General features: G+C 57.9%; 13 protein-coding genes and 2 tRNA genes. 6 read left to right on the top strand and 9 right to left on the bottom strand.

What is annotated here, in order from left to right:
• Positions 1-106: 106 nt before the first annotated feature.
• Positions 107-1,270 (top strand): efflux RND transporter periplasmic adaptor subunit, encoded by a 1,164-nt coding sequence (locus HSW_RS05960; RefSeq protein WP_052346156.1) that lies wholly within the window; start codon positions 107-109, stop codon positions 1,268-1,270.
• A gap of 140 nt (positions 1,271-1,410) precedes the next feature.
• Here the strand turns inward: HSW_RS05960 and HSW_RS05955 are convergent, their stop codons facing one another.
• From HSW_RS05955 to mltG, 7 genes are all read right to left on the bottom strand, one after another.
• Entirely contained in the window at positions 1,411-2,670 is a 1,260-nt protein-coding gene (locus HSW_RS05955) for a PAS domain-containing protein (protein WP_044001221.1), read from the bottom strand.
• Between the two features lie 35 nt (positions 2,671-2,705).
• Positions 2,706-3,065, bottom strand: coding sequence for a hypothetical protein (locus HSW_RS05950; protein WP_044001220.1), 360 nt, complete (start codon positions 3,063-3,065; stop codon positions 2,706-2,708).
• A gap of 209 nt (positions 3,066-3,274) precedes the next feature.
• A tRNA-Ser gene (locus HSW_RS05945) sits at positions 3,275-3,359 on the bottom strand.
• A gap of 78 nt (positions 3,360-3,437) precedes the next feature.
• Positions 3,438-3,524, bottom strand: a tRNA-Ser gene (locus tag HSW_RS05940).
• A gap of 134 nt (positions 3,525-3,658) precedes the next feature.
• Complete coding sequence (locus HSW_RS05935; RefSeq protein WP_052346155.1) at positions 3,659-4,627, bottom strand: YihY/virulence factor BrkB family protein; 969 nt, start codon at positions 4,625-4,627, stop codon at positions 3,659-3,661.
• Positions 4,628-4,734: 107 nt separating this feature from the next.
• Positions 4,735-5,220, bottom strand: coding sequence for an acyl-CoA thioesterase (locus HSW_RS05930; protein WP_044001219.1), 486 nt, complete (start codon positions 5,218-5,220; stop codon positions 4,735-4,737).
• 50 nt (positions 5,221-5,270) lie between these two features.
• Positions 5,271-6,347, bottom strand: a complete 1,077-nt coding sequence (mltG, locus tag HSW_RS05925) for an endolytic transglycosylase MltG (RefSeq protein ID WP_044001218.1) — start codon at positions 6,345-6,347, stop codon at positions 5,271-5,273.
• A gap of 188 nt (positions 6,348-6,535) precedes the next feature.
• Between mltG and HSW_RS22550 the strand changes: the two genes are divergently transcribed.
• Both HSW_RS22550 and HSW_RS05915 read left to right on the top strand, forming a co-directional pair.
• Complete coding sequence (locus HSW_RS22550; RefSeq protein WP_052346154.1) at positions 6,536-8,356, top strand: Calx-beta domain-containing protein; 1,821 nt, start codon at positions 6,536-6,538, stop codon at positions 8,354-8,356.
• Between the two features lie 212 nt (positions 8,357-8,568).
• A complete protein-coding gene (locus HSW_RS05915) occupies positions 8,569-9,198 on the top strand; it encodes an L-threonylcarbamoyladenylate synthase (protein WP_044001217.1) in 630 nt (209 codons plus the stop codon).
• Between the two features lie 63 nt (positions 9,199-9,261).
• Here the strand turns inward: HSW_RS05915 and HSW_RS05910 are convergent, their stop codons facing one another.
• Both HSW_RS05910 and HSW_RS05905 read right to left on the bottom strand, forming a co-directional pair.
• Positions 9,262-10,152: a lysophospholipid acyltransferase family protein gene (locus tag HSW_RS05910; RefSeq protein ID WP_052346153.1), complete on the bottom strand. Its 891-nt coding sequence runs from the start codon at positions 10,150-10,152 to the stop codon at positions 9,262-9,264.
• Positions 10,149-10,991 carry a hypothetical protein gene (locus HSW_RS05905; protein WP_044001216.1) on the bottom strand — a complete coding sequence of 281 codons (843 nt, stop codon included), beginning with the start codon at positions 10,989-10,991 and terminating at the stop codon, positions 10,149-10,151. Before HSW_RS05905 ends, HSW_RS05910 begins: the two co-directional genes overlap by 4 nt.
• Positions 10,992-11,314: 323 nt before the next feature.
• On the opposite strand from HSW_RS05905, the gene HSW_RS05900 reads away from it, so the two are divergent.
• The 3 genes from HSW_RS05900 (at position 11,315) to HSW_RS05890 (ending at position 16,862) form a co-directional block, all read left to right on the top strand.
• Positions 11,315-11,962 (top strand): WbqC family protein, encoded by a 648-nt coding sequence (locus HSW_RS05900; RefSeq protein WP_044001215.1) that lies wholly within the window; start codon positions 11,315-11,317, stop codon positions 11,960-11,962.
• 123 nt (positions 11,963-12,085) lie between these two features.
• On the top strand, positions 12,086-14,707 hold the full coding sequence (locus HSW_RS05895; RefSeq protein ID WP_044001214.1) for an ATP-dependent Clp protease ATP-binding subunit: 2,622 nt from the start codon (positions 12,086-12,088) through the stop codon (positions 14,705-14,707).
• A 586-nt stretch (positions 14,708-15,293) separates the two neighbouring features.
• Positions 15,294-16,862 carry an acyl-CoA carboxylase subunit beta gene (locus tag HSW_RS05890; protein WP_044001213.1) on the top strand — a complete coding sequence of 523 codons (1,569 nt, stop codon included), beginning with the start codon at positions 15,294-15,296 and terminating at the stop codon, positions 16,860-16,862.
• Positions 16,863-16,866: the final 4 nt, after the last annotated feature.

The following is a 16,866-nucleotide window of genomic DNA, read 5'->3' as shown; positions in this document are numbered from 1 at the left end:
CCGGCGTTCTAGTTGAACCGGCAACCGGCCCGACGGCTGAAAAAAGCCGCCGGACCGGGACGCCCTTCCCCATTCAGCCTCCCGGCTGTTCCTCTTGCTCAACCTTATGAAACCGACGTATTTTCTGCTGATTACCGCCCTGCTCACGGCCTGCGGCTCCGACAAATCCGCGCAGACTGAAGCTGCGGCCCCGCCGGCGGCTGCGGCCCCGCCGCCCAACCCCGACGTGGTCCAGATCAGCCCTGCGCAGCGGGGGGCCGCCGGGCTGGAAACGGGTTCCTTCGTCTGGAAAAACATGACCACCGATGTGCAGGCCAACGGCAGCATTGATGTGCCGCCCCAGAACCGGGCCTCAGTATCGGCCGTGATGGGCGGGTACGTGCAGAGCGTGGCCGTGCTGCCGGGCCAGCAGGTAGCCCGCGGCGGCGTGGTAGCCGTGCTGCGCCACCCCGATTACCTCAAACTCCAGCAGGAATACCTGCAAAGCAAGGCCCGCGTGCGGTTTTTGGAGCAGGAGCTGAAGCGCCAGCAAACCCTTGATGCCGAAGATGTAGGGGCCAAGCGCAAGCTCCAGCAGGCCCAGAGCGAGTACACCTCGGAGCAGGCCCTGCTGCGCGCCACGGCCGGCCAGTTGCGCATGTTGGGCCTTTCAATGGCGCGCCTCGACCGGGGCGAGATTTCGCCTACCGTACCGCTGGTGTCGCCCATAAAAGGGTACGTGAAGGCCGTGAACATCAACCCCGGGCAGTTTGTGAATCCGCAGGACGTGCTGGTGGAAGTGGTGGACCGCTCCGACCTGCACCTGGAGCTAAAGGTGTTTGAGCGGGATATTGCCCGGGTGAAAATCGGGCAACGCATCCTGTTCAAGATTCCCAGCCGGGGCTCCAATGAGGACATGGCGGCCCGCGTGTTTCTGGTGGGGCGGGCCTTCAACGACGACGGCCGCACCGTAAGCGTGCACGCCCACTTGGAGCCCGAGCGCGCCGACGTGCTGCCAGGCCAGTACGTGGCGGCCCACATCCAAACGGCCGGAGCCCGCCAGCGTACCGTGCCCGAAGACGCGCTGGTGCAGGCCGGCGAGTTCAGCTACCTGTTCGCCCAGACCCGCCCCAATACCTTCCGCCGCTATAAAGTAAAAACCGGAGCCACCGACGCTGGCGACGTGGCCGTGACCCTGCTCGACGCCGGAGCCGACACCACCCGCCTCGTCCGCCACGGCGCCTATTTCCTTGATGCCGAGCTGAAAAAAGGCCAGGACGCGGAAGAGTAAAGAGTACCCAGCACCCAGAGCCTGATTTCCCCTGGCTTGATGTGTTGCCTCAAAACTGCACATCGTTTGTTTCGGCCTATGAAAAAGCCTGTGGCGCGTCTTGCACCACAGGCTTTTTATTGGGCTGTCGACTCGTTAAGTCAGCCATTCAGACGCTGACGCAACTCCTGCACTTCGCGCTCCAGGTCCAGGGTCCGGAACATTACCTTGGCCTCTAAATCGGTGTAGGCGCGCTCCAGCTGGCTCTGGAGCTGTTTCTGCTCGGTTACATCGGTATTGGTGCCGCACCAGCGTACTACCTGGCCGGCCTCGTTGCGCACCGGCAAGGCCCGGCTCAGAAACCAGCGGTACTCGCCGTCGTGGCGACGGAGCGGGAAAGTATCCTCCCAGGTCTGGCCTTGGGCCACAGCCTCGCGGAAGCCAGCACTAACGGCCTCTACGTACTCGGGATGGTGTACTTTCTGCCAGCCCCAGCCCATCATGTCCTCCTGCGTGGCCCCCGTGAATCGGAACCACCGGTCGTTATACCAGAAGATAGATCCGGTTTCGTCGGCCATCCAGGCCAACTGCGGAATGGCGTTGGCCAGAGTGGTGAAGTCCTGCTCCCGCTTGCGCAATGCCAGCTGCTGCATCTTCTGGTCGTGAATATCGGTGCAGGTGCCAAACCACTTTTCGATTTCGCCGGCCGCGTTGCGCACCGGTACCGCCTGACCCAAAAACCACCGATAATTGCCCTGTCGGGCCTTAAACCGGTACTCAATTTCGTAAAAGTCGCCAGTGGCTAATGAATGGCCCCACACCTGCCGGGCGCGCTCCTGGTCGTCGGGATGCAGCAGGTTATTCCACATATCGGGTCCCACGCTGTCGGCCAACGTGTAGCCGGTGAAGTCGGTCCAGCGCTGGTTGAAGTAGGTGTGAAAGCCCGTGGGGTCAGTCGTCCAGACGAGTTGGGGAATCAGCTCAGCCAGAAAGCTAAAGTCCTGATCTGACCCTATGTTACCCGTCTGGCCGGCGCGCACGTCCTCTATATCCAGCGTGCTGATGATCCACTGTTGCACCTGGCTGTTTTCGTTCAGCTGCGGGTGGCCCGAGGAGCGCACCCAGCGGTACTGCCCATCCTGGCGTCGCATCCGCCACTCAATCTGGTACGGCTGGTCGCCTTGCACCATGTGCTGCATCTGGGCAGCTATGCGTTCCTGGTCGTCGGGATGCACCAGCATGATCCATTCCGTACTGAGTTGGGGCAGCGTAAAGCCCGTAAACTGGAGCAGCTGCGGGCTGGCGAAAATGGTTTTGCCAGCCGCATCCATAATGCTGAGCAGCACCGTGCCTGCCCGGTCCTGGAGTTCCTGAATGACCGGAGTGAAGCGAGAAGGGTCAGAATTAGTGGCAGAGGCCATACCTAGTCGACGTAAAGGAAAGTACGAAAAGCGGATTAGGGCTGGGTGAGCTGCATTTCCATGCCCGACTGGAAGTAAAGGTGCAGCTGGCTTTCCGCCCCGTTACGGGAGCGGCGCAGCCGCGTTACCAAGGCCCGGGTTTTTTCCTGGCCCAGATGCAGTTCCAAATACGGACGGTTGAGCAGCGCATCTCGCTGTACCAGCCAGTGGCCGGAATCCTGCTGGTTGGCCGCCAGCACGTCTACCGTGCCGGGTTGGAGAGCAAAACGCTCAGCGCGGGCCAACATACTGGCCGGGTCTGTCTGGTTCAATACCCGGTCCGCCACGCGCCAGTTCCCCGTCAGAAATTCGTCGGGCAGTTGTTGTAGGTTGATGTCGAAAAGCACTTCGGACATAGATACGGGCAAAGTTACGAGCGGCTTTGCAGCAAATAGCACGCCAGCCGCCAAACGGTTTTGGGCTAACACCTACGCTGGGCCACAGGTTGCATCAGCGTCAAAACAACGTTTTACGGGCCGGAAATCAATAGTTTATCGGACATAAAAAAGCCCTCCGGTAGATAACCAGAGGGCTTTTTATTTTCCTGATGCACCAAGCAGTTTCGCAGAGGAGGAGGGATTCGAACCCCCGGAGGTTTAACCCTCAACGGTTTTCAAGACCGCCGCAATCGACCACTCTGCCACTCCTCTGTAATAGAGTAAGTAAAGTGCGTTGCCGCTATGCTGACCAAGGAAAAAGGCTTTTTCGAGCGATGAAAAAGCCTTGTGCAGAGAGGGGGGGATTCGAACCCCCGATACCCTTGCAGGTATAACGGATTTCGAATCCGTCGCATTCGACCACTCTGCCACCTCTCTGTAAAGGTCCCAAATGAGTGGTTTGGGATGGCAAAAGTAGAGACGATTCGGAGATGAACAAGCTGCCCGGCCAAATATTTCTCCGGTGGCGGGCTTAGCAGCTCATTTCCAGGCACAAATTCTTCTCCCCTAGCCTATTGAGCCACAGCCTTTGCAAGGGCCGCCGGCCGCTTCAGCCGCCCCGTTACGGCATCAATGCTCACGTTTATCTCGAAGCCCAGAATCAGGGTCATGCACACGAAATCCAGCCACACCATGAAGCCCACCAGCGTACCGATGGAGCCATAGAAGTGGTTGTAGCTGTCAAAAATCTTGACGTAGAGGATAAACAGGAAGGACACCAGGAAAATGAGCAGCGTGGCCACCACTGCCCCAGCCGAGATGAACGGCCATTTATCGTGCACCGGCGGCACGTAGTAGTATACCAGGCAGGTTGTGAGCAGGAACAGGCTGACAACCGAGCCATAGCGCAGCACGCCGGTCAGCTGGTCGGTCATGGCTTCGGGCACGATTTCGTGGTACACCAGCGCATCAATGATGTAGGTCCCGAAAAAGATGCCTGCCACCGCAAACAGGAGCACCGACGACAGGACTACCGTGAGTAGCGTGGCAATAACCCGCTTGCGCAGATAGGTACGCTTCTTGAACGAGGGATATTTCTTCTCAAACGCATCAAGCAGGGCCATGATGCCGTTGGAACTCAGCACTAGGGCCGTGGCAAAACCGAAGGACAGCAGCCCGCCGTGGGGAATGTTCACGATATCCTCAATGGTGCCGGAAACGGCCACGTACATTTCCCGGGGAATGAGGTCGGCCAGAAACTGGAGGATGTCCACATTCAGGTTGGGCACCGGAATGTAGGGGATGAGCGTGAACAGGAAGATAATGGTGGGGAAGATGGCAATAGTGAGGTTGAAGGCCATGTAGCTGGCCCGCTTGGCAATGCCATCCAGCCGGATTTCCTGCAGCAGCCGGTCCACCACGTCATACACGGAGGCGCGCCCTCTGGCAAACCGGAGCTGCTTCAGAAACACGATGGCGCGCCGGTAGCTGCGGCGGCGGCGCACATCGGGAATATGATAACGGCGAACCGGAAGACGCATGGAGGCAGAGTAACTGAGTTGCGGAGTAACTGAGTAACTGTTCTGGCGGAGCAATGTGCGCCATGTGCGCTGTAAAAATCACTCAGATACTCCGCTACTCAGTTACTCTACTTTAGAAACGCCGCTGGAGCAGGGGCATCTCCCGGAGCTTTGGGCGGGGTGAGCGGGCCAGCGATTTCATCGTCGGTGAAATATGGGGCCAACTTGGCGGCAATATCCTGCGGAATAGGGACCGGGCGGCCGGTAGCCATGCTCACGAAGACCATCAGCGTGTGACCTTCCGTGAGCAGCTCGTGGGCCTCGTTGTAGATTTCGTATTCGAACAATACGCGCGTACCCTCGGCGGGCTGCTTCAACAACAGGCGCACCGTAAGTAGGTCGTCGTAGCGGGCGGGGCGGCGGAAACGGGTGCGTATCTCCCCCACCGGCATGCCCACGCCGTCGGCTTCCAGGGCCTTATAGCTGATGCCCAGCTGCCGGAAGGCCTCGGTGCGGCACACTTCAAAATACGCCGCGTAATTGCCGTGGTACACGTAGCCCATCTGGTCGGTTTCGGCGTACCGCACGCGGATCTGGGTGTCAGATTGATACATGATCTTGTCAGTATTGTCATTCCGAGCTTGCTGAGGAATCTCGCGTGCTCTTACTTCATAATGCCGCTCCGCGTTAGGGCAGCTTGGTAGCGGCGGGCGTTTACCAAGTGCTCCTGCTCGTTGCGGGCGAAGGCGTGGTAGCCACTGAAATCCTCCTTGGCGCAGAAATACAGGTACTGGTGACTCTCGGGGTTGAGCACGGCATCAATGCTGGCAATGCTGGGCAGGTTGATGGGGCCGGGCGGCAGGCCGGCGTACTTGTAGGTGTTGTAGGGCGAATCTTTGGCCAAGTGTACGTTGAGTACGCGTTTGATGGTGAAGTCGTGGTTAGCGTACACCACCGTCGGGTCAGCCTGGAGCTTCATACCGCGCTTGAGGCGGTTGAGATATACGCCCGCCACGCGGGGCCGCTCGTCGGCGTGCTGCTGCTGTTCGGCCTCCACAATGCTGGCCAGGGTACTCACCTCAGCCCGCGAGAGGCCCAGGGCTTTGCGCTTGGCGTCGCGGGCTGGCGTCCAGAACTTTTCGTATTCCTTTTTCATGCGCTGCATGAGGTTTTCGGCGGAGGCGTTCCAGGGCAACTCGTACGTGTTCGGAATGAACATGGTGAGGATGCTGGTGGTATCGAAGCCCAGGCTTTTAGTGTAGTCGGGCGAAGTCAGCAGGCTGTCGAACCGCTCGGGACGGGCATCGATAGTGGTAGCCAGCTTGCGGGCCAGGTCTTCGCGCAAACGGATGTTCTGGAACGTAAGGCGCAGCGGCAGGCGGTTGCGGCCAGTGCGCAGGTCGTTGATGAGCTGGCGGTTGGTGTACCCTTCCTTCAGCTCGTAGCGGCCGGGCTTCACCAGCTGTTCGTATTTCATCACCTTGGCCACGAAGCGCAGGCTAAGTTTATCCACGATGACGCCCGTGGCATCAATGGAGTCCAGCACCTCCCGGGCCGACTCGCCCCGGCGCACCACCACGTAAGTCGGGCGGCCCTTGGTTTCCACGTTGGGCGTGAAGAAAACCTGGTAGAAATAGTAGGAGAAGGTAATGAGCAGCAGCCCGAAAATGCCGGCCGTGTAGGCGAAACGGTTGCGGCGGCGGGTTGCCTGCGCTTTGTAGTCGATGCGGGTTTTGGCCATGAGGCAGGAAGTGGTAACAAAACGGTAACATTGCTTACTGACCCATCTGTGGCCAGGACCAACAATCAGGGGTAGCTTTGCGGTTCAAAAGTACACGGTTTCCCTGGGTGTGCCTACGCGTCAACCTTTCCACCGAAATTGCGTCTCTTCCCCTTAGTTCCTCCTTCTATCACTTCCTTTTCTTTTTTATGAAGCAAACCTACTCTTTGCCTTCCGTGCGCTACGTAGTGCTGTCGGCAGCTTTGCTAGGCCTCACGCAGGCCGCACAGGCCCAACAGTTGGGTCAGTATTCTTTTACCGGAGCCGCAGGTAGCGAAGTAACCTTCCCGGCCGATGCGCAGCCTACCAACGCTACGCTCAGCGTAATGTCGCGCGGTACAGGTGTTACGCCTTCAGCTGGGGCTAACACGTTCACGGCGGTTGACTGGACCACTACGGCACTGGATGCGGCCGACTACTTCAGCTTCTCGGTTACCCCCAGCGCTGGTTACACCCTGCGCTTGGATAGCCTGCGGTTGGATGAGCGTCGTTCGGGAACGGGTGTTCGTGACTGGGCTATTCGTTCTAGCGTCGACAACTTCGCTACCAACATTATCACGGTGAATGTACCCGACAACACGGACACCCGTGCCAACAAGCTGGTGCCGCTGCCAGCAACTTTCGCCAATCTTAACTCGGCTGTTGAGTTCCGCATTTACGGGTACAATGCCGAAGCGACTTCAGGTAGCTGGCGTGTTGATAACGTGCGGGTCCTGGGCGCAGCAGTGGCTGGTACAACTACCGCTCCTACGGTTTCCTTCGGGCCGGCTATTACCGTGGCCGAAAGCGCCGGTACCATTCAGATTCCGGTAAGCCTGAGCGCAGCTCCAACCCAGAGCGTAACGGTGCAAGTGGCCCTGGCCGCCTCGGCCGGCACGGCTACCTCCCCCGCCGACTACACCTTCACGACCCAGACCCTGACGTTCCCGGCTGGCTCTACTGCCGCCCAGAACGCTACGCTGACCGTGGTAGATGATGCCATTTTTGAGTCGGCCGAAACCATTATCCTGTCTCTGCAAAACGTGCTGCCCGCTGGCGCGGCTACCATCGGCAATGGTTCGTACACCATCACCATCACCGACAACGACACAGCCCCCGCTCCTACTATCACTGCTATTTCAGCCCTCAAGCCGGTCAATGCGGATGGCACACCTACGCAAACCGGCTCTTTCACCGTAGCCGGCGTGATTTACGGACCTAACTTCCGCACCACGGGCTACCAGGGCACCATTATGGACCGCACCGGCGGCCTAGGCCTGTTCAGCTCCACGAACCTGTCGTTTGCTCCCATTGAAGGCGACTCCGTACAGGTAACCGGTACACTGGGCACCTTCCGGGGTCTGTCGCAGCTCACCGTTACCGCTATTACCCGCCTGGGTACCAGCAAGCTGATGCGCCCACGCGTAGTCACCACCGCCCTGACGGAAGCCGAAGAGTCGCAGCTGATTGTGCTGCCGAACGTAACGGCTACCACCCCTAGCCAGTGGAGCACTACTGCTACGGCCGCCTATACGGTTGATGTACAAACGGCCGCTGGTGTTTCGTACGCGGTACGCATCAACCCGGCTTCTACCCTGTTCAACCAGCCGGCTCCTACCGGTTCGTTCTCCCTCACGGGCATTGGCTCGCAGTTCGCCACTACCAGCACTGCTCCCTACGCCGGTGGCTACCAGATTGTACCCCGCACCAAGGAAGATGTAGGCTCGGTGATTACCGGTATCCGCCAGGCTCTGACTGCCGGCAACGTGCGCGTATTTCCGAACCCCGCTACCGACAACCTGACGATTCAGGTGGCCGGCCGCGCTGCCAAAGCCACCGTTACGGTAACCGACCTGACGGGCCGCGCCGTGCTTAAAGGCACTTCTACCCTCGATGGCTCGTTCAGCCTGCGCTCGTTGCGCGCCGGCCAGTACATTCTGCTGGTGCAGGATGCTAACACACTGACTTCGCACAAAATCGTGAAGCAGTAGGGATTTTGCCTCCTCATGCTTAAAAAAGAACCCCGACCGGACTGGTCGGGGTTCTTTTTTTGTTCTAAAAACGGCTGGCTGGCTCCCGGCAAGCAACCCCGCAGACCTTTTTACCGAAAAGGGTAGCAGGCTACCGCAACCACTTGTACCTTGACTGCCCCTGACGTCCATCGGCGCGGGGCCAACTGCTCATTCAATTTCTGCTTTTCGCTATGTCCGCAACGCTGCTCCGCATTCACCCCGATAACCCACCGCTGAACCGGATTCAACAAGCCGTGGAAATCATCCGCAAAGGCGGCATCGTCATTTACCCTACCGATACCATTTACGGGCTGGGTTGTGATATTCACAATGCCCGGGCAGTGGAAAAACTGTGCCGCATCAAAGGAGTACAGCCGGAGAAGGCCAACCTGTCGTTCATCTGCTCCGACCTCTCGCACATTACCGACTACGCCAACGGCATTACCACGCCGGTATATAAGGTTCTGAAAAAGGCGTTACCCGGACCTTTTACCTTCATTTTTGAAGCCAACACGAAAGCCCCACGCTATGGGGGCGTAAAGCGCAAAACAGTGGGCATCCGGGTGCCGGACAATCAGATCTGCACAATGCTGGTGCGTGAGCTGGGTAATCCCATCATCAGCACCTCCATCCGCGACGACGACGAAATTCTGGAGTACAGCACCGACCCCGATCTGATTTTCGAGAAGTACCGTCCTTTGGTTGACCTCGTCATTGACGGCGGTTTCGGTAACAACACTGCCAGTACCGTAGTGGATTGTACCAACGAGGACTTCGAAATCATCCGCCAAGGCGCCGGCGACATTGAGCAGTATCTGTGAGTAACGATGAAATCGTGAAGGGTGAAGTTGTGAATGTCCGCCACAACTTCACCCTTCACAATTTCACTTCTGACGCTTGTGCTTCCAGCGGCGGTGCGACCATAGATACTCCGATGGATTGGCCTGAATATCACGCTCCAGATGGCGGGCGAAGGCTTCAATGAGAGCGTGCTCCGGTATCAGCGGCTTTTCACCGTCGTGCAGCTCCGCAAAAGTGACTTCGTAGTAGCCACGGCGGACGCGCCGGATGCTAATAAACACGGCCGCGCACTGAAACTGAGCCGCCAGCTTATCGGCACCGGTATAAAAGGGTGTATCCTGATGCAGGAAGTTGGTCCAGTACGGGTGGTCCTCGGGGCCAGCCGCCTGGTCCGATAGCAGGCTGAGCGTACGCCCCTGCCCCCGGTGCTTTACAAAGTCGCGCAACGTATTGAGCATAGGCACCAGATGCGCCCCCAGCCGGGTCCGCAGCCGTAACATAAACTGCTCGAAAAACGGGTTCATCAGTGGTTTGTACACGCCTCCGGCCTTACCCGGGTATTCCAGGGCGGCGGCCGCCAGCAGCCACTCCCAGTTACCCGCGTGTGAGCCCAGCGTCAGCACCTGCTTGCCTTCCGGAAAAAACCGGCCTAATACTTCCGGATTCGTAAACCGTACGCGCCGCCGCACTTGCTGTGCCGACATCGTGCGCAGTTTCAGAATCTCGACAATAACCTGCGCAAAGTGCCAGTAGAAGCCGTTAGCCTGCCGCCGGATTTCGGCCTCCGACTTTTCCGGGAACGAGTTGCGCATATTTTCCAGCACCACCCGCTGCCGATAACGCACTACGTAGGCCATGAGCCAATACAGACCGCGCGCCACGCCATATAGCACCGGCAGCGGCAGCAGGGAAATTCCAATCAGCAGCCATTCCAGCGGCCGGTAGTACCAGGAATACAATTTACTTCGACTCATCGGGGCATAACAGCCCCGGCTGGAGCATAATCGGCGGTATTGCGGCGCACGGTGGTAGTCTGAGTAGTCAGCAACTGGGTTTTAGCGTTTCGAATTTCTATAGTCAGCATGTATTCGCCGGTGGGCACCCTACTCAGGTCCAGCGTTCCGGCCAGCACGGTGGGCTTGCCGTCGGCTCCTTGCACAGTATGCTGACCAGTGGCGGCATCCTTAGTCGCTTTGGCAGCCCGGAGCCGGTAGCGCACCGTCAGGGGTTGGTTGGCGGCGGCATTGTAGAGTTCGGTATAGAAGAACAGCTTATCCTGGCCGCGCGCGTACAAGCCGCCGGCCGCCCGCGTCAGGCTCAGTCCGTTGCGCATGAAATTATTCGGCTCAACAGCCGAACGGCTGGCTGGCTTGGCCAGCAGCATTACATCACTCAATACGGGCTTCGTCGCGCCGAATTCCACCGTCAGAGGCTGCTCCACGATATCGGCAGAGCCGGCCCGGTACAGGTCGCGCATCTGCCCCCGGAGCGTGTAGCGGCCATCCGGCAGGTTCAGGCGCTTCTGAAAGCTAATGGGGTTTTTAATGACGGCCGTGGTATCACGCAGCACCGGCGGCTTCAGCGTGACAGTTTCCTGATAGGCCGCTGTACCGTCGGGGCGCACTACTTCTAGCGTAACAGTAGCCCCGGCCTGAAACATTTTTGGGCCGCGCTTCTGATAGGTCAGACTTTTGCCCGCTACGGTAGCGTACACCTCTACTACCCCACCTTTCACCGCTATGTCATCGTTCCGAAATCGAGCAACATCAAGCTGAAGCTGGTGCTGAGCACCCGCCGAAAGGCTGGCAGCCACCAGAGAAAAAATGGGCAGAAGGCGACTAGAGAAACACATAGTGTCAGATTGGCGGTAAAGCCGAAACCGGCTGGCAGTTCCGGCAGAAAATAATGGCAGCCAACTCACCACAAAAAACGGCAATTTTTCGGTTAGCTCACCCATCAACAGCGGCGTCGGTCCGCGCGTCACAAATCCGGTGTCCTACTTCGGCACCAGCCCGTACCATAACCGGACACGCAAGCCCGGCAGCTCGGTTTCTGCTATGAAATCCAGGATTAAGCGTGTTCTTTAGCGCAGTTCACTTTTTTTCTTGTCCCAACCTGGGGACGGTTTTCATTCGTATGCCTGCTGTTCTGTTCGAATCTCAATATAACCCACCGGCCGCGTTTTTCACCGAGCTTCTTGGGGCCGAAGCCCTTTGGCTGGAGGCCCACGAGCATTATCGCAAGCAAACCTACCGTAACCGCTGCCTGATTCTGACCGCTCAGGGCACCCAGGCCCTCACCGTGCCCGTTATTGATGGCAACCGCAGTGAGAAAGTCCTGACTACAGAAATTGAAATTGATTACCGTCAGAACTGGATTCACCGCCATTGGCGCACCCTGCAAACCGCTTACGGTGGCACCCCGTACTTTGAGTATTATGCCGAGTATCTGCACGATATCTACTTCCAGAAGCCTCAGCGGCTATTTGAGTTGAATACACTGCTATTGCGCTTCTACTTCCGCTGCCTGCGCCTCCGCCTGCCTGTTCACCTGACGCCGGAGTACGTAGCACCATCCGCCGCTTCACAACTTCACAACTTCACCATCTCACCCTTGCTGGACCGGCGCGATTGGCTGACCCCCAAAGCGGCTGTTTCCCCTGAACCTGACAGGACGTCGGTACGGCCCTACCCTCAGAGCTTTGGTAAAGATTTTGTACCGGGTCTCAGCATCTTAGACCTGCTCTTTATGCAGGGTCCGGCCGCCGGCAGTTTTCTTTCGTAGTGCATACTGTCGCCCCCGAACCAACGCCCGACTCAATCTGTTTTCAGGTTATATCGGCCAAACCCGCAAGTTGGGCCCCATTTGGCCTTGCGGGGTTCCGTTTTTCTTCACTACCTTATCTGCATGGAAGCTAAATTCTCAAACAGAGTCAAGGAGGTCATCTCCCTGAGCCGGGAAGAGGCCATCCGGCTCGGGCACGACTATATCGGTACAGAACATCTGCTGCTGGGTATGATCCGCGAGGGGGAGGGCACAGCCATCGGTCTGCTCAAGAAGCTGGGCGTATCGGTTGACGAGCTTAAGTATGCCCTGGAGCAGGCCACCCGTAACACGGCTACCCAGGGCACGAGCATTACCGGCTCTATCCCATTGACCAAACAGACCGAGAAAGTCCTCAAGATTACGTACCTCGAGGCTAAAATCTTCAAGAGCGAGATTATCGGGACGGAGCATCTACTCCTCTCGATCCTGCGTGATGAAGACAACATTTCGTCCCAAATCCTGAGCAAATTCAACGTGAACTACGAATCCGTCCGCGATTCGCTGGACTACCACGGTAACTCGGCGAACAACCCCACCTCCGGCCCTGAGGCCGATGACGACGACAACGACCGCCTCTTTGGGGGCAGTGCAGGCCGCGGCGGAGCCGGAGCCGGTGCTACACCCAAAAAAGGCAACGAGAAGTCGCGCACTCCGGTGCTTGACAACTTCGGCCGCGACCTGACCAAGCTGGCCGAGGAAGATAAGCTCGACCCGATTGTAGGCCGCGAAAAGGAAATTGAGCGCGTAGCTCAGATTCTCTCGCGCCGCAAGAAGAATAACCCCATCCTCATCGGGGAGCCCGGCGTTGGTAAAACGGCTATTGCCGAAGGCCTCGCTTTGCGCATCATCCAGAAAAAGGTGTCGCGTGTGCTGTTCGGCAAGCGGGTGGTTACGCTGGATCTGGCCTCGCTGGTGGCTGGAACCAAGTACCGCGGCCAGTTCGAGGAACGCATGAAGGCCGTGATGAACGAGCTGGAAAAGTCGCCCGACGTGATTCTGTTCATTGACGAGTTGCACACGATTGTAGGTGCCGGCGGTGCCTCCGGTTCGCTCGATGCCTCCAATATGTTCAAGCCGGCTTTGGCCCGTGGCGAAATCCAATGCATCGGTGCCACGACGCTTGATGAGTACCGTCAATACATTGAGAAGGACGGCGCGCTGGCCCGTCGTTTCCAGATGGTGATGGTGGACCCCACCACGCCCGAGGAGACGATTGAAATCCTGAACAACATCAAGGACAAGTACCAGGACCACCACCATGTAGTGTACACCGACAAGGCCATTGAGGCCTGCGTAAAGCTGTCGGACCGCTATATGTCAGACCGGTTCCTGCCCGATAAGGCCATCGACATTCTCGACGAAGCCGGTGCCCGCGTGCACATCAACAACATCGTGGTGCCCGAGGATATTCTCAAGCTCGAAGAGCAGATTGAGAACATCAAGGGCGAGAAAAACCGTGTGGTGAAGTCGCAGAAGTACGAGGAAGCCGCCAAGCTCCGCGACACGGAGAAAAAGCTTATTGATCAGCTCGAACTAGCCAAGAAGGACTGGGAAGAGGAGACCAAGAAGAAGCGCTACACCGTGAAGGAGGAGAATGTGGCCGAGGTTATTGCCATGATGACCGGCATTCCCGTTTCGCGCGTGGCCCAGAAGGAAAGCTCTAAGCTCTTGAACATGGGCGAAGAGTTGAAAGGTAAGGTAATCGGGCAGGACAAGGCCATCAAGCAATTGGTGAAAGCCATCCAACGCACCCGTGTAGGCCTGAAAGACCCCAAGAAACCTATCGGCTCCTTTGTATTCCTAGGCCCCACGGGCGTAGGTAAAACGGAGCTGGCGAAAGTGCTGGCTACCTACCTCTTCGACAAGGAAGATTCGCTGGTGCGGATTGATATGTCGGAGTACATGGAGAAATTCAGCATCTCGCGCCTGGTGGGCGCGCCTCCCGGCTACGTGGGCTACGAGGAAGGCGGTCAGCTGACGGAGAAAATCCGCCGTAAGCCCTACTCGGTTATCCTGCTGGACGAGATTGAGAAGGCGCACCCGGACGTGTACAACATCCTGCTGCAAGTGCTGGACGACGGTATTCTGACCGACGGCCTGGGCCGCAAGGTGGACTTCCGGAACACCATCATCATCATGACCTCGAACATCGGGGCGCGTGATTTGCAGGACTTCGGCGCCGGTATCGGTTTCGGTACCAAGGCCCGGCAGGAGAACATGGACGAGCTGACGAAGGGCACCATCACCAACGCCCTGCGCAAAACCTTCTCGCCCGAGTTCCTGAACCGTCTGGACGACGTCATTGTGTTCAATTCGCTGGAAAAAGCCGATATCCATAAGATCATCGACATCAGCCTGAGCAAACTGCTGGGTCGTATCCAGACGCTGGGTTACCGTGTGGAGTTGACCGAAGCTGCCAAGGACTTCGTGGCCGAAAAAGGCTACGACCCCAAGTACGGCGCACGTCCGCTGAACCGGGCCATCCAGAAGTACATTGAAGACCCGATTGCCGAGGAAATCCTGAAGGCTGAAATTGCCCAAGGTGACGTCATCACCGCCGACTACACGGCCGGCGCGGAGGAACTGACCTTCTCGGTAAGCAAGAGCGGCGAGCAGACCAACCTCGCCAGCGACGAGCGGCCCGAGGAAGCTCCCGAGCCAAGCGACGACGAGCCGAAAGACTCGAAGAAGAAAGGCGAGTAATTAAGTTTGTCTGGAAATGAAAACGGCCGGTTCCTGTGAGGGAGCCGGCCGTTTTTGTTTATTGTGCCTGGTATCGTTTACACCTGTCCGCATATTTTCTCCGTTTTCACAGCCGCATTAATAATCGTACTGTCAAACGTAAGTTGTCAGCAGCCCCCACCGTATTCGTACAATCCAAAGCTTATTACTAAAGAAACCAAAATCAATTTTGCTTCCACCGATAAGCGGGGCATTTTGTCAGCAGATGGGACCATCTACTTCGTTCCTGATTCTGGCAAATCAGTCATCATTGCTTGCCGCAATAACAAAGTTATATGGCGAGTCAACGCTTCCAGTGAATGTCGATTGACGACAGTTCATTAAACCGTTCGTTACCTCAAGCTCACTTCTAAGAAACTGGAAGCCCCTTATGGGAAACACAGCTTCTTGAGTATTGAACGCAGCACGGGGCAGGTTACCTATGAAGGAAGCGACTAACCTTCTTTATAGTACCCAGCTGCACCAGAATTCTGGTGCGGCTTTTCTTTACCCGTACGTTACCTTTGAACCTGTTCCCAAGTAGCTACCCTGACCTTCCCACCCCACGATGTCTGATCCGCACGCTGACGCCCAACTAAGCAAAACCGAAATTCTCGCCCGCAAAAATGAGGAGGCCCTGCTCGGCGGCGGCCAGGCCCGCATTGATGCCCAGCATAAGAAAGGCAAGCTCACCGCCCGGGAGCGAATTGATTTGCTGTTTGATGAGGGCTCGTTTGAGGAAATCGGCAAGTTTGTAATGCACCGCTCCAAGGATTTCGGGCTGGACAAGGAGTACTACCTCGGCGACGGCGTGATAACGGGCTACGGCACCGTGAACGGCCGGCTGGTGTACGCGTTTTCGCAGGATTTCACGGTGTTTGGCGGCTCTTTAAGCGAAACCCACGCCGAGAAAATCGTGAAGATCATGGACCTCGCCATGAAGAACGGCGCGCCCGTTCTGGGCCTGAACGACTCGGGCGGGGCCCGGATTCAGGAAGGCGTGGTGAGCCTCGGCGGCTACGCCGATATCTTCTACAAAAACACGTTGGCCTCGGGCGTAGTACCGCAGCTCTCGGCCATTATGGGGCCGTGCGCGGGCGGCGCGGTGTACTCGCCGGCCATCACCGACTTTATTCTGATGGTGGAGGACACGAGCTATATGTTCGTGACCGGGCCCAACGTGGTGAAAACCGTCACCCACGAAAACGTGACCAGCGAGGAGCTGGGCGGGGCCAGCACCCACTCGGCCAAGAGCGGCGTCACGCACTTTTCGTGCGCCAACGAGGTGGCCTGCATCAACCACCTCAAGCAGCTGCTGAGCTACATGCCCCAGAACTGCGAGGAAACCGCTCCCATGGTACCCTATGAGGCCGGCCAGGATGAAAGCCGGGCCATTCTGGACACCATCATCCCCGACAATCCCAACCAGCCCTACGACATGCGGGAAGTGATTGACGGCATCATCGACGCTGGTTCCTTCCTAGAGGTGCATCAAAACTTCGCCGAAAACATCGTGGTAGGCTTTGCCCGTCTGGGAGGCCGCAGCATTGGTATTGTGGGCAACCAGCCGGCCGTGCTGGCCGGCGTACTCGACATCAACGCCAGCACCAAGGCCGCCCGGTTCGTACGGTTCTGCGACTCGTTTAACATTCCGCTGCTGGTGCTGGAGGACGTGCCCGGCTTCCTGCCCGGCACCGACCAGGAATGGCGCGGCATCATCACCAACGGGGCCAAGCTGCTCTATGCCTTCTGCGAAGCCACCGTGCCACGCATCACTGTCATTACCCGCAAGGCCTACGGCGGAGCCTATGATGTGATGAACAGCAAGCACATCGGGGCCGATATGAACTACGCCTGGCCCACGGCCGAAATTGCCGTAATGGGTGCCAAAGGCGCGGCTGAAATCATCTTCAAGCGCGAAATTGCCGCCGCCGAAGACCCTACCGCCAAGCTCCAGGAGAAAGTAGACGAGTACCAGCAGAAGTTCGCCACACCCTACCGCGCCGCCCACCGGGGCTTCGTGGACGAGGTGATTTTGCCCTCCCAGACGCGCCAGAAGCTGATCCGCGCCTTCAAGATGCTGGAAAATAAAGTGGACACGCTGCCCCGTAAAAAGCACGGCAACATTCCCCTGTAAGTAC

The organism is Hymenobacter swuensis DY53 (assembly GCF_000576555.1).
GTDB lineage: Bacteria > Bacteroidota > Bacteroidia > Cytophagales > Hymenobacteraceae > Hymenobacter > Hymenobacter swuensis.
Note: the sequence above shows the minus strand (reverse complement) of the source record. Positions and strands in the feature narration are given on the sequence as shown.

Coding starts and splice junctions, on each gene's coding strand:
- HSW_RS05960 (WP_052346156.1), top strand. CDS start 107: ATGAAACCGACGTATTTTCTGCTGATTACCGCCCTGCTCACGGCCTGC.
- HSW_RS05910 (WP_052346153.1), bottom strand. CDS start 10,152: ATGAGTCGAAGTAAATTGTATTCCTGGTACTACCGGCCGCTGGAATGG.
- HSW_RS05915 (WP_044001217.1), top strand. CDS start 8,569: ATGTCCGCAACGCTGCTCCGCATTCACCCCGATAACCCACCGCTGAAC.
- HSW_RS05950 (WP_044001220.1), bottom strand. CDS start 3,065: ATGTCCGAAGTGCTTTTCGACATCAACCTACAACAACTGCCCGACGAA.
- HSW_RS22550 (WP_052346154.1), top strand. CDS start 6,536: ATGAAGCAAACCTACTCTTTGCCTTCCGTGCGCTACGTAGTGCTGTCG.
- HSW_RS05935 (WP_052346155.1), bottom strand. CDS start 4,627: ATGCGTCTTCCGGTTCGCCGTTATCATATTCCCGATGTGCGCCGCCGC.
- HSW_RS05900 (WP_044001215.1), top strand. CDS start 11,315: ATGCCTGCTGTTCTGTTCGAATCTCAATATAACCCACCGGCCGCGTTT.
- HSW_RS05895 (WP_044001214.1), top strand. CDS start 12,086: ATGGAAGCTAAATTCTCAAACAGAGTCAAGGAGGTCATCTCCCTGAGC.
- mltG (WP_044001218.1), bottom strand. CDS start 6,347: ATGGCCAAAACCCGCATCGACTACAAAGCGCAGGCAACCCGCCGCCGC.
- HSW_RS05890 (WP_044001213.1), top strand. CDS start 15,294: ATGTCTGATCCGCACGCTGACGCCCAACTAAGCAAAACCGAAATTCTC.
- HSW_RS05955 (WP_044001221.1), bottom strand. CDS start 2,670: ATGGCCTCTGCCACTAATTCTGACCCTTCTCGCTTCACTCCGGTCATT.
- HSW_RS05930 (WP_044001219.1), bottom strand. CDS start 5,220: ATGTATCAATCTGACACCCAGATCCGCGTGCGGTACGCCGAAACCGAC.